The sequence below is a fragment of the Bartonella sp. SL320 genome (genome assembly GCF_059687635.1).
On the sequence record NZ_CM185143.1, the window covers coordinates 123,086 to 136,306 of the forward strand.

Genomic DNA, 13,221 nt, shown 5'->3' on the forward strand with positions numbered 1-13,221 from the left:
ATTGTCTAAAAGTTAGGAAAAAATAAAATGGCACGAAAAAAAATAGCTCTCATTGGTTCAGGTATGATTGGTGGTACTTTAGCACATATTATTGGACTTAAAGAACTTGGTGATGTGGTCTTATTTGATATTGCAGAAGGTATGCCACAAGGCAAAGCTCTTGATATTGCTGAATCTTCTCCCGTTGATGGTTTTGATGTCACTTTAAAAGGTGCAAACGCCTATGAAGCAATTGAAGGGGCTGATGTTGTTATTGTAACAGCAGGGGTGGCACGAAAACCTGGTATGAGCCGTGACGATCTTTTGGGGATTAATTTAAAAGTTATGGAACAAGTTGGTGCTGGGATTAAAAAATATGCACCTTCAGCTTTTGTTATTTGTATTACAAATCCTCTTGATGCAATGGTATGGGCACTGCAGAAATTTTCAGGCCTTCCTGTGCATAAAGTGGTTGGTATGGCTGGTATTCTAGATTCAGCGCGTTTTCGTTATTTTTTATCTGAAGAATTTAAAGTTTCTGTTAAAGATGTGAGCGCGTTTGTTTTAGGTGGGCATGGTGATTCAATGGTGCCTTTGGTGCGTTATTCAACAGTTAGTGGTATTTCTTTGCCAGATCTTGTTAAAATGGGTTGGACAACACAGGAAAGAATTGATCAAATTATCCAACGTACTCGTGATGGTGGTGCAGAAATTATTGGTTTGTTAAAAACAGGTTCTGCTTATTATTCACCCGCTGCTTCCGCGGTTTCTATGGCTGAAGCTTATTTGAAGGATACGAAGCGTGTTGTGCCTGTTGCGGCCTATCTTTCTGGGGAATATGGGGTTAATGATACCTATGTTGGTGTTCCTGTTGTACTTGGTGCAGGTGGTGTTGAAAGGGTCATTGAAATTGATCTTGATAAAGAGGAAAGAGGTGCTTTTGAGCATTCAGTGAATGCAGTTAAAAAGCTTTGTGATGATTGTATTGCTCTTGTACCTAGTCTTAAATAAATTTAAGCAAGATTCTGTTTATTAAAATAGAGTATTAAAATATTAGAATTTTAAGATTAATAAAATAATCCATAAAAGAAAAGGACAAATGCATGAATATCCATGAGTATCAGGCCAAACGGCTGCTTCATGAATATGGAGCCCCCATTGCAAATGGTGTTGCTGTTTATTCTGTGGAGCAAGCTGAGAAATGGGCACAAAAATTGCCCGGACCTCTTTATGTGGTTAAAAGTCAGATACACGCAGGTGGTCGTGGTAAGGGGAAGTTTAAAGAACTTGGTCCTGATGCAAAGGGTGGTGTTCGGCTTGCACAATCTGTTGAAGAAGTTGTTGCAAATGTTCAAGAAATGCTTGGGAAAACTTTGGTAACCAAACAAACTGGTCCAGAGGGTAAACAAGTCAATCGTCTTTATATTGAAGATGGTGCCGATATTGAGCGCGAACTTTATCTTTCACTTTTAGTTGATCGTAGTGTTGGTCGTATTGCTTTTGTTGTTTCAACAGAAGGTGGAATGGATATTGAAACGGTTGCTGAAGAAACACCAGAAAAAATCTTCACGCTGCCTATTGATGTCGTAGAGGGTGTTACTTCTGCTGATTGTGCAAGACTTTGTGATGCATTGGAATTGCGCGATAGTGCACGGGAAGATGGTGAAAAACTTTTTCCAATTCTCTATAAGGCATTTTGTGAAAAAGATATGAGCCTTTTAGAAATCAACCCGCTTATTGTGATGAAAGATGGTCACTTGCGTGTCCTTGATGCAAAAGTTTCTTTTGATAATAATGCTTTGTTTCGTCATCCAGATATTTTAGAATTGCGCGATCTTTCAGAAGAAGACCCAAAAGAAATTGAAGCCTCAAAGCATGATCTTGCTTATGTTGCTCTTGAGGGTACAATTGGTTGTATGGTCAATGGTGCGGGTCTTGCTATGGCAACCATGGATATCATTAAGCTTTATGGAGCTGAGCCAGCAAACTTTTTGGATGTTGGTGGTGGAGCATCAAAAGAAAAAGTGACAGCTGCTTTTAAAATTATTACGGCTGATCCGAATGTTAAGGGCATTTTGGTTAACATTTTTGGTGGTATTATGCGTTGTGATGTCATTGCTGAAGGTGTGGTTGCTGCTGTGCGTGAAGTTGGTTTAAAGGTTCCCTTGGTTGTTCGTCTTGAAGGCACGAATGTTGAGCAAGGTAAAGCAATTATCAATGACAGTGGTTTGAATGTTATTCCCGCTGATGATTTAGATGATGCTGCTCAAAAAATTGTTGCAGCCGTGAAGGGAGCTTAAGTTATGTCGATTCTTGTGAATAAAGAGACAAAAGTTCTGGTTCAAGGGCTTACAGGAAAAACGGGAACATTTCATACAGAACAAGCGCTTGCTTATCATGGCACGCAAATGGTTGGTGGTGTTAATCCTAAAAAGGGTGGGGAAACATGGGAAGGGTCAAAAGGTGAAACTCTTCCTATCTTTGCGAGTGTTGCAGAAGCAAAAGAAAAAACAGGTGCGGATGCTTCTGTTATTTATGTTCCTCCTGCAGGGGCTGCGGCAGCTATTATAGAGGCTATTGAAGCTGAAGTTCGTTTAATTATCTGTATTACGGAAGGTATTCCCGTTATGGATATGGTTAAGGTAAAGGCGCGATTAGAAAACTCAAAATCTCGTCTTATTGGTCCTAATTGTCCTGGTATTCTCACACCGAATGAATGTAAAATTGGTATTATGCCTGGTTCTATTTTTAGAAAAGGCTCTGTTGGGGTTGTTTCACGGTCGGGAACTTTAACATATGAAGCCGTTTTTCAAACGAGTCAGGAGGGACTTGGACAAACAACCGCTATAGGGATTGGTGGTGATCCGGTTAAGGGAACTGAATTTATTGATGTGCTGGAAATGTTTTTAGCGGATGATGAAACCCAGTCTATTGTTATGATTGGTGAAATTGGTGGTTCTGCTGAAGAAGAAGCTGCACAGTTTTTGCAAGATGAAGCAAAAAAAGGTCGTAAAAAGCCGGTTGTTGGCTTTATTGCTGGTCGGACGGCTCCTCCAGGACGTACAATGGGACATGCTGGTGCTGTTATTTCTGGTGGTAAAGGTGGAGCAGAAGATAAAATTGCGGCAATGGAATCTGCAGGGATTCGTGTATCTCCGTCACCGTCACAGATAGGTAAGACTTTGATGTCAGTTTTGAAAGGCTAAAAGAAAATTTCATCTGAATTAAGAATATATTCTTAATTCAGATGAAAAAACTTGAGTATAAAAAGGTTAAACTTTTTTGAATGTTCGACCCCTCATCTGCTTTGTAAGCATTTCAAGGTCGAAAAGAGATATAAGGAGACGGAATAAATGTTCCGGAGAGGTATATGGCAAGGCAGGACGAGATAAATAGTCTTTTTGCACAGACGTCATTTCTTTATGGTGGGAATGCGGATTATATAGATCAACTTTATGCTCAGTATGAAAAGGATCCTACGAGTGTTGATTCACAGTGGCGTGCTTTTTTTGATGGTCTTCATGATAATAAAGAAGATGTTCTCAAAAATGCTGAAGGAGCAACATGGCAACGTGATCATTGGCCATTAAAGGCGAATGGTGAATTGATTTCTGCTCTGGATGGTGATTGGTCTTCTCTTGAAAAATATCTTGGTGATAAATTAAAGGAAAAAGCAGCGACAGGGGCTGCACAAAAGGGAAAACCTTCCAGTGAACAAGATATTATCCGCGCAACGCGTGATTCTGTTCATGCCATTATGATGATTCGGGCGTTTCGAGAACGGGGGCATCTTCGTGCAAAGCTTGATCCTCTTCAGTTGGCGGAAAAGCTGGAGGATTATAAGGAACTTTCTCCAGAAGCTTATGGTTTTACTCCTGCTGATTATGAGCGCCCTATTTTTATTGATAATGTTTTAGGGTTGGAATATGCAACTATTCCGCAAATGCTGGAGATTCTCAATCGTACCTATTGTTCAACAATTGGTATAGAATATATGCATGTTTCTGATCCAGCCCAGAAAGCATGGCTTCAAGAGCGCATTGAAGGGCGAGATAAAAAGATTACTTTTTCGCAAAAAGACAAAAAGGCTATTCTCAATAAGCTTATTGAAGCAGAAGGATTTGAACAATTTTTAGACGCTAAATATAAAGGTACAAAGCGTTTTGGACTTGATGGTGGTGAAGCGCTGATTCCTGCTCTTGAACAGATTATTAAATGTGGTAGTGCTTTAGGGGTGCAGGAAGTTATTTTAGGAATGGCTCATCGTGGTCGTTTAAATGTTCTGTCACAGGTTCTTGCTAAGCCGCATAGAGCTATCTTTCATGAGTTCAAAGGGGGATCTTATAAGCCAGATGATGTAGAGGGATCAGGTGATGTTAAATATCATTTAGGAACGACTGCGGATCTGGATTTTGGTGGAAATAAAGTTCATTTATCACTCTTGGCTAACCCCTCTCATCTTGAGATTGTTGATCCGGTTGTTATGGGAAAAGCACGTGCTAAACAAGATCAACTTGTAGGACCTACGCATACTGATTCACTTCCATTAAGTGAGCGTTCAAAAGTGTTGCCATTGCTTATTCATGGTGATGCTGCCTTTGCAGGACAAGGCGTTATCCAGGAGACTTTTGGTCTTTCAGGTCTTAAAGGTTATCGTGTTGCAGGCTCACTTCATGTTATTATCAATAATCAGATTGGTTTTACAACAGCGCCACGTTTTTCACGTTCTTCACCTTATCCCTCTGATGTCGCAAAAATGATTGATGCCCCCATTTTCCATGTGAATGGTGATGATCCTGAGGCTGTTGTTTTTGTGGCTAAAATAGCAATGGAGTTTCGTCAAATTTTCCATAAACCGGTGGTTATTGATATGTTTTGTTATCGCCGTTATGGACATAATGAAGGTGATGAACCCTCCTTTACGCAGCCGCTTATGTATAAGGCAATTCGTAATCATAAAACAACTCTTCAACTTTATGGTGACCAATTGATAGCGGAAGGGGTGGTTACTTCAGAGGAGATTGAACAACAGAAAAAGCTCTGGCGTGATAAACTTGAAACTGAACTTGAAGCAAGTTCTTCTTATAAACCTAATAAGGCTGATTGGCTTGATGGAAGCTGGACGGGACTCAAAGCTTTTAGTAATACTGATGAGCAAAATTCTAAAACAACGGGTGTTGAATTAAAAACTTTAAAGGAAATTGGTCAGAAACTTATTGAGGTTCCAGAAAATTTTCATGTTCATAAAACTATTCAACGCTTTTTAAACAATCGTGCTAAAATTTTTGAAACCGGTGAGGGCGTTGACTGGGCAACCGCTGAAGCTCTCGCTTTTGGTTCACTTTGTTTAGAAGGGGCGCCGGTTCGTCTTTCCGGTGAGGATGTTGAACGGGGAACTTTTTCGCAACGTCATTCAGTTCTTTATGATCAAGAAAATGAAGCACGTTATATTCCTCTGAATCATTTGCAAAAGGGTCAAGCGCTTTATGAAGTTGTTAATTCTATGCTTTCTGAAGAAGCTGTTCTTGGTTTTGAATATGGATATTCTCTTGCTGAACCACGAGGATTAACACTTTGGGAAGCACAATTTGGTGACTTTTCTAATGGCGCACAGGTTATTTTTGACCAATTTATTTCATCCGCAGAGTGTAAGTGGCTTCGTATGTCTGGTCTTGTCTGTCTATTGCCTCATGGTTTTGAAGGGCAAGGACCGGAGCATTCTTCTGCACGTTTAGAACGGTTTCTTCAACTTTGTGCGGAAGATAATATGCAGGTTGCTAATTGTACAACCCCTGCAAATTATTTTCATATTTTGCGTCGACAAATTAAGCGTGATTTCCGTAAACCATTGATTTTGATGACACCGAAATCACTCTTGCGTCATAAGCGGGCTGTTTCTCTTCTCAGTGAGATGGGACCTGAGACGAGTTTTTGTCGTGTGTTGCTTGATGATGCAGAATATCTTAAAGATTCTGTTATTAAGTTGCAGAAAGATAATAAAATCCGTCGTGTCGTTCTTTGTACGGGCAAAGTTTATTACGACCTTTATGAAGAACGTGAAAAAAAGGGTATTGATGACGTTTATCTTCTTCGTGTTGAACAACTTTATCCTTTTCCTGCAAAAGTTTTGGTCAATGTGTTATCGCGCTTTTTGCAGGCAGAAATTTTTTGGTGCCAAGAGGAACCAAAAAATATGGGGGCTTGGTCATTTATTGAGCCTTATTTGGAATGGGTTTTGACGCATATTAATGCGCAATATTCACGTGTTCGTTATGCAGGACGTCCTGCAAGTGCTGCACCGGCCTCTGGGTTAATGGTGAAACACCTTGAACAACTGGCTGCGTTTCTTAAAGACGCGTTAGGTTCTTAATTTATTACTACTCTGATGTATGGAAAAATATTATGACTACTGAAATCCGTGTTCCTACTTTGGGCGAATCAGTTACTGAAGCAACGGTTGGTAAATGGTTTAAAAAACTTGGTGAAGCTGTCGCTATGGATGAGCCTTTGGTTGAATTAGAAACTGATAAGGTAACCGTTGAAGTTCCTTCTCCTGTTGCGGGAAAATTATCTGAAATCGTTGCAAAAGAAGGCGATACGGTTGAAGTGAATGCTCTTTTAGGAGCAGTGGAAGCTGGCCAAGCTGGTGTCTCCCAATCATTTTCCCCTTCTGCAACACCTGTTCCAACAGCTTCAGCTGAATCGGAAAAGCCTGCTTCAAGCAGTACAATGCCTCCTTCACCTGCAGCAGCAAAATTGATGGCTGAAAATAATTTTGACAAAAGCGATATTTCAGGTTCTGGAAAACGTGGACAAATTCTTAAAGAAGATGTTCTTGGGGGATTAGAAAAAAGGACAAATGCCCCGACACCTTCAGCTTCTGCGACAAGTTCTTCGGCAACTCCTGTTCCAGAAACACGTGAAGAGCGAGTTCGTATGACGAAATTGCGTCAAACAATTGCTCGTCGTCTTAAAGATGCGCAAAATGTAGCAGCAATGTTAACCACATTTAATGAGGTTGATATGTCGGCCGTGATGGATTTGCGCAAGCGTTATAAGGATCTTTTTGAAAAGAAACATGGTGTTAAACTTGGCTTTATGGGATTTTTTACCAAGGCTGTTTGTCATGCATTAAAAGAACTTCCTGCTGTTAATGCCGAAATTGATGGAACGGATATTGTTTATAAAAACTATGTCAATGTTGGGATCGCTGTTGGAACGGATAAGGGGCTTGTTGTTCCAGTGGTGCGTGATGCAGATCAAATGTCATTGGCAGAAATTGAAAAAGAAATTGGCCGTTTGGGACGTCTTGCTCGTGATGGAAAGTTAGCTGTTTCTGATATGCAAGGCGGAACTTTTACCATTACCAATGGTGGTGTGTATGGATCGTTGATGTCAACACCGATTTTGAATGCACCACAATCTGGTATTTTGGGAATGCATGCGATTAAAGAACGAGCAATGGTTGTTGAGGGGCAAGTTGTGATCCGCCCTATGATGTATTTAGCACTTTCTTATGATCACCGTATTGTGGATGGGCAAGAAGCTGTAACTTTCCTTGTGCGCGTTAAGGAAAGCTTAGAAGATCCGGAACGCCTTGTTCTTGACTTGTAAAATACAGTTTTCAGGATGAAAGGAGAAACGGATGTCTTATGATGTGGCTGTGATCGGAGCGGGTCCAGGTGGTTATGTAGCAGCAATAAAGGCGGCACAACTAGGGCTTAAAGTAGCGATTATTGAAAAGCGTACAACTCTAGGGGGAACATGCCTTAATGTTGGTTGTATACCTTCTAAAGCTTTGTTGCACGCTTCAGAAGTGTTTGCTGAAACCCAGCATGGTTTTGAAACGCTTGGGATTTCTATTGGCAAATCTAAGCTTAATCTTGAACAAATGATGGTTCATAAAAAAGCTGTGGTGACAGCCAATACAAGTGGTGTTTCTTTTTTGATGAAAAAAAATAAAGTTGATACTTTTTTTGGAACAGCCAAAATTTTAAGTGCGGGGCATGTGGAAGTTGTTGCTAGAGATGGTAACAAACAAACAATTGAAACAAAAAATATTATTATTGCGACGGGGTCAGAGAGTTCGAGCATTCCAGGGGTGGATGTTGAAATTGATGAAAAGACGATTGTTTCTTCTACGGGAGCTCTTTCCCTTGAAAAAGTACCAGCGCGTATGATTGTGGTGGGTGCTGGTGTCATTGGTTCAGAACTTGGATCAGTTTGGAGCCGTTTAGGGGCTAAAGTGACTATTATTGAGTACCTTAATAAAGTTTTGGGTTCAATGGATGGTGAAATTTCACGTCAATTTCAAAAGCTAATGGAAAAACAGGGGATTGAATATAAAACGGGTGCAAAGGTAACAGCCATTACGCAATCTGGCTCAACGGCTCAGGTAAGCTTTGAATCTGTTAAAGGGGGTGAATCTGAAACTTTAGAGGCTGATGTTGTGCTTATTGCGACTGGGCGTTCTCCATATACGGAGGGACTTGGCTTGAGTGAGGCTGGTGTTCAGTTGGATGAACGTGGGTTTATCGCAATTGATGCGCACTGGCAAACCAATGTTCCAGGAATTTATGCGATTGGTGATGTCGTAAAGGGGCCAATGTTAGCGCATAAAGCAGAAGAAGAAGGCGTTGCTGTAGCAGAAATTTTGGCAGGTCAAAGGGGACATGTTAATTTTGATGTTATTCCTAGTGTTGTTTATACACAGCCAGAAATTGCGAGTGTAGGAAAAACAGAAGAAGAACTAAAAGCAGCTGGTATTGAGTATAATGTTGGAAAATTTCCTTTTATGGCCAATGGTCGTGCGCGCGCGATGCAAAAGAGTGATGGATTTGTTAAAATTCTTGCTGATAAAAAAACAGATCGGGTTTTAGGGGGACATATTCTTGGATTTGGTGCTGGTGAAATGATCCATGAAATTGCAGTTTTAATGGAATTTGGTGGTTCATCAGAAGATCTAGGGCGTTGTTGTCATGCGCATCCTACTTTATCAGAAGCAGTCCGTGAAGCAGCGTTAGCAACATTTGCTAAACCACTTCATATTTAAAAAGCTTTTAAAAAGCACAGAGGAGCAGTAAATATTTGTGAAGCATGCAGCAATATTTGAGAGAGGATACAACTAACCGTATGAAGTATTCTACTTAATTTGTTGTGTGCTTTTCAATAATTGTTGTTATAGATCTCAGTTGTGCCGTTTTGTTGATTATCTTGTTTTGCACATTTGTTTAGAGCAGTGATATTTCGTTTATGCCAAATTTTATATGTGAGGTATTTTATAGTGTGATAAAATACGCGGGATAGGGTTCTCAGCCTGTTTGCGTACTTTGTTTTGATAAAGTAATCTCTCAAAAAAACAAGCCTATTTCGTAAGGGTGTTTGTAAATGGTATAGTTGTAAAGTTCCTAGTGAAGTATTAAACCCCTTATGCACCACCATCTTTATTCTTCATACAAGGCATTGATTTATAATGATAATCTAGCGTTGTTCATATTGAATGAGAGTCCCGAATAACGTAAGATTCTCTCATTTCAAATCTGTTTATGTTGAATCAATCAAAACCACCCGTTTGCACGTCATAAGCGGGATGAGTGTGTGGATCAAATTTGTATAAGAAAGGAGTAAAAATGGTCCTTATGAACCGTCTTAATGCAAGGTTTGTTGCAACATTGGGGGCTGGCAAATATAACGATGGTGCTGGCTTGCTTCTTCACAAGCGTAAAGATGGCGGTGCTCAATGGATTTATCGTTATACCATTCACGGGCGGCGTCGTGAAATGGGCTTGGGTGCCTTAAGAGATGTCTCTTTAAAACAAGCCCGTGAATTGGCAACGGGGTGGCGCTCTGTTCTTCGTGAAGGGCGTGACCCCATTAAAGAACGTGAAAAGCAAAAGCGTGAAGCAATAAGCAATCTCCATTATTTAAAAAATATTGCTTTAGATGCTTTTGAAAGTCGTAAAGCTGAATTAAAAGGTGATGGTAAGAATGGAAGTTGGTTTTTACCATTACGCCTTCATAAAAGGTATAAGTCGGCTCCATAAGTTATATTTACGAGCTTTCAATGTTATTAGAATTTTCAGCTATTTGAGAGCGTTTATAAAAGGTATTTTTCTTGCCTCGTTTTATTTATATGGACTCCCTCATTCGCGACAAAGAAATTCTTTTTATTAATTTAATCTAAACAGATTTGAAATGAGAGAATTCTACAGTATGAGGGACTCTCATTCAACGTGCAAAACAATAAATTATACTGACAATTTTTTATATATTCAGAGCAAAGTTTACTTATAGCGTTCAATGAAGTGGAAAGCCCAAGCGGGAGATATTCGATAAGAAGCTGTATTATTTACAAGCCATTGTTTATAAAAATTATGTTTTATTATTTTAAATCAATAGTTTATTCGTGATATGAGATATATGGAGCATAAAGGAAAGAGACGTTTTCTCAAAGAAATCGGATCGTTTAATGATTGGTTTTGGTTAAGGATTTTTGTTTTTTTAAGATGGGGATAGGTTCAACTATCTTACAAAATACCGCTCTTTTAAAAAGAGCGGTATTTATATATTTTATTTATGACACTATCTTTTTTATGAAAGTGATAGATCATAAAACGATTAAACCACTTCTTTTGACCTTTTGTTCTTTTTGTCTCTCTGTTCTGCTTGCTGTATCTTAAAAATGATCTAGATCATCTTTAAGATTTTTAAGAAATCCCAATGTTGCCAAAATATAACGAAGAGCAAAAATTTTTGAAAAAACATAATTTCACAAAAATATTAAGTTTTTTTCATTTGGCAGTTTTGTGATAACTTAGAAAGTTAAGCTTATGCTCCTTATAGAGATCAATTTAGAACTGTAATTTTATATCTTCTTGTTGTTCTCTTATAAAGGTGGAAAGTCCCATATGATCAAGGTATTTGAGAAAAGGCTGGGGGGGAAGTTCTTCTACATTGACCATTGTTTTAACATCCCATTGGCCTGTGGCAATAAGAAGGGCTGTTGCTGCTGCTGGTACGCCAGCTGTATAAGAAATGCCTTGTGCTCCAGTTTCATGAAAAGCTTGTTTGTGATCGGCTATGTTATAGATAAAAATCTCCTTTGTTTTTCCATCTTTTTCACCTTTAATGAGATCTCCAATACAGGTTTTTCCTGTGTATTCTGGGGCCAGAGAGGAAGGATCAGGTAAGACAGCTTTGACAACCTTTAAAGGGACAACCTCTTGTCCTTCTGCTGTTTTAATGGGCTGTTCAGATAAGAGACCAAGATTTTTTAAAACAGTAAAAACAGTGATATAACGTTCACTAAATCCCATCCAGAAGCGAACATTTTGAACATCAAGATTTTTGGAGAGTGAATGAATTTCATCATGTCCTGTCATGTAAGCTTTTTGTTTTCCAACAACGGGAAGATCCCATTCATAGCTCACTTCAAACATTTTATTGGAAGTCCATTTTTTATTTTGCCATGACCATACTTGCCCTGTAAATTCTCGGAAGTTAATTTCCGGATCAAAATTTGTAGCAAACCAACGCCCATGACTTCCGGCATTAATATCAATAATATCAATATCGGTGATTTTATCAAAATAATTTTCATGCGCGAGTGCTGCATAGGCATTAACAACGCCTGGATCAAAACCGGCACCCAAAATAGCCGTGATGCCAGCTTTTTCACATTCTTGACGCCGCGGCCATTCGTAATTGCCATACCAGGGTGGTGTTTCACAAATTTTAAGAGGGTCTTCGTGAATGGCCGTATCGATATAAGCGCATTTGGTTTCGATACAAGCGGACAGAACAGACATATTAAGAAAGGCAGAACCAACATTAATGACAATTTCACATTTGGTCTTTTGGATGAGCTTTACAGTTTCTTCTACATTCATGGCGTTGAGCGAATGGCTTTGAAGAACACCTTGTTCTTTCATAGAGTTTTTTTCTTTGATAGAAGCAATAATGGCTTCACATTTTTTAAGTGTTCGTGAAGCAATATGAATTTCACCAAGAATATCGTTGTTTTGAGCACATTTGTGTGCAACAACTTGTGCAACACCTCCAGCACCAATAATGAGAACGTTTTTTTTCATTGTAGGTTCATCTCCTTTTTAATACTGTTATATGACGTTTTTTCATGGTTATCTTTATGAAAGGCTTGTCCGATAGTCATCATAGCTGAATTGACGTTGCAGCGTTAATGTCCCATCGCATTCTTTGAGAACAATAGCAGGCATTGTTACACCATTAAACCAGTTTTTCTTGACCATTGTATAACCTGCAGCATCCTGAAAAGACAGCCTGTCGCCTATTTTAAGAGGTTTTGGAAACCGAAATGTTCCAAAAATATCGCCAGCAAGACAGGATTTTCCACAAATCATAATTTCGTGTTCTCCTTGATTGGGTTCTAATTTGGCATTTTCACGATAAATAAGAAGATCAAGCATATGAGCTTCAATGGAACTATCAACGATGGCAAGATTTTTTTCGTTATACAATGTGTCAAGAACACTGACTTCCAAGGTGGTGCTTTTGGTGATGGCGGCTTCTCCTGGTTCCAGAAAAAGAGTGACACCATGAGTCTTTGAAAAGTTTTTTAAGCGTTCTGCGAAAGCTTCTAGAGGGTAATTTTCAGCTGTAAAATGAATTCCACCACCAAGGCTTATCCAGTCTACAGCAGAAAAAAGCTCTGAAAACTTTTCTTCCATAACCCCGAGCATTTGGTTAAAAAGATTAAAATCAGCGTTTTCACAATTGTTATGGATCATCAGGCCGTTGATGAGAGGAAGAACTTCTTTAATCGCACTTTGGTTTGTTTCTCCTAGGCGACTAAAAGGGCGGGAGGGATTGGCAAGATCAAAATTCGATGCACTTATTCCTGGATTTAATCTTAAACCTCGTTGAATGGTTTTTGTTGCATCAGCAAAACGTTGAAGTTGTTGGATTGAGTTGAAGATAATTTTATCGGCATAACCACAGGCTTCATCAATTTCATGATCGGCCCAAGCAACCGAATAAGCATGGGTTTCTTTACCAAATTTTTCTCTTCCCAAACGCAGTTCATAAAGGGATGATGAAGTGGTTCCATCCATGAATTCAGACATTAAATCAAAAACACTCCATGTGGCGAAACATTTCAAAGCAAGCAAAAATTTTGCTCCTGACATTTCTCGTAAACGAGAAATTGTTTGCATATTGTTGATGAGTTTCGATTTGTCGATAAGATAATAGGGGGTTTGTATCATC

General features: G+C 39.2%; 8 protein-coding genes and 1 pseudogene. 7 read left to right on the forward strand and 2 right to left on the reverse strand.

What is annotated here, in order from left to right; all coding sequences use genetic code 11:
- The first annotated feature begins 27 nt into the window (after positions 1-27).
- The 7 genes and pseudogenes from mdh to AC6ER8_RS00490 form a co-directional block, all read left to right on the forward strand.
- Positions 28-990, forward strand: a complete 963-nt coding sequence (mdh, locus tag AC6ER8_RS00460; RefSeq protein ID WP_497078431.1) for a malate dehydrogenase — start codon at positions 28-30, stop codon at positions 988-990.
- Positions 991-1,082: 92 nt separating this feature from the next.
- Entirely contained in the window at positions 1,083-2,279 is a 1,197-nt protein-coding gene (gene sucC, locus AC6ER8_RS00465) for an ADP-forming succinate--CoA ligase subunit beta (protein WP_497078432.1), read from the forward strand.
- 3 nt (positions 2,280-2,282) lie between these two features.
- Positions 2,283-3,185, forward strand: coding sequence for a succinate--CoA ligase subunit alpha (gene sucD, locus AC6ER8_RS00470; protein ID WP_497078434.1), 903 nt, complete (start codon positions 2,283-2,285; stop codon positions 3,183-3,185).
- Between the two features lie 164 nt (positions 3,186-3,349).
- A complete protein-coding gene (locus tag AC6ER8_RS00475) occupies positions 3,350-6,349 on the forward strand; it encodes a 2-oxoglutarate dehydrogenase E1 component (protein ID WP_497078436.1) in 3,000 nt (999 codons plus the stop codon).
- Between the two features lie 32 nt (positions 6,350-6,381).
- Entirely contained in the window at positions 6,382-7,593 is a 1,212-nt protein-coding gene (gene odhB, locus AC6ER8_RS00480) for a 2-oxoglutarate dehydrogenase complex dihydrolipoyllysine-residue succinyltransferase (protein ID WP_497078438.1), read from the forward strand.
- A 31-nt stretch (positions 7,594-7,624) separates the two neighbouring features.
- Positions 7,625-9,031, forward strand: coding sequence for a dihydrolipoyl dehydrogenase (gene lpdA, locus AC6ER8_RS00485; protein WP_497078439.1), 1,407 nt, complete (start codon positions 7,625-7,627; stop codon positions 9,029-9,031).
- A gap of 577 nt (positions 9,032-9,608) precedes the next feature.
- A pseudogene (locus tag AC6ER8_RS00490) lies at positions 9,609-9,998 on the forward strand (Arm DNA-binding domain-containing protein); the annotation flags it as partial.
- Positions 9,999-10,829: 831 nt separating this feature from the next.
- Here the strand turns inward: AC6ER8_RS00490 and AC6ER8_RS00495 are convergent.
- Both AC6ER8_RS00495 and AC6ER8_RS00500 read right to left on the reverse strand, forming a co-directional pair.
- Positions 10,830-12,068, reverse strand: coding sequence for a saccharopine dehydrogenase family protein (locus AC6ER8_RS00495; protein ID WP_497078440.1), 1,239 nt, complete (start codon positions 12,066-12,068; stop codon positions 10,830-10,832).
- 54 nt (positions 12,069-12,122) lie between these two features.
- Positions 12,123-13,220 carry a carboxynorspermidine decarboxylase gene (locus tag AC6ER8_RS00500; RefSeq protein WP_497079687.1) on the reverse strand — a complete coding sequence of 366 codons (1,098 nt, stop codon included), beginning with the start codon at positions 13,218-13,220 and terminating at the stop codon, positions 12,123-12,125.
- Between the last annotated feature and the right edge of the window lies 1 nt (position 13,221).

Bases quoted from the DNA above. Each gene is read 5' to 3' on its own strand.
- mdh (WP_497078431.1), top strand. From the start codon at position 28: ATGGCACGAAAAAAAATAGCTCTCATTGGTTCAGGTATGATTGGTGGT.
- sucC (WP_497078432.1), top strand. From the start codon at position 1,083: ATGAATATCCATGAGTATCAGGCCAAACGGCTGCTTCATGAATATGGA.
- sucD (WP_497078434.1), top strand. From the start codon at position 2,283: ATGTCGATTCTTGTGAATAAAGAGACAAAAGTTCTGGTTCAAGGGCTT.
- AC6ER8_RS00475 (WP_497078436.1), top strand. From the start codon at position 3,350: ATGGCAAGGCAGGACGAGATAAATAGTCTTTTTGCACAGACGTCATTT.
- odhB (WP_497078438.1), top strand. From the start codon at position 6,382: ATGACTACTGAAATCCGTGTTCCTACTTTGGGCGAATCAGTTACTGAA.
- lpdA (WP_497078439.1), top strand. From the start codon at position 7,625: ATGTCTTATGATGTGGCTGTGATCGGAGCGGGTCCAGGTGGTTATGTA.
- AC6ER8_RS00495 (WP_497078440.1), bottom strand. From the start codon at position 12,068: ATGAAAAAAAACGTTCTCATTATTGGTGCTGGAGGTGTTGCACAAGTT.
- AC6ER8_RS00500 (WP_497079687.1), bottom strand. From the start codon at position 13,220: ATGATACAAACCCCCTATTATCTTATCGACAAATCGAAACTCATCAAC.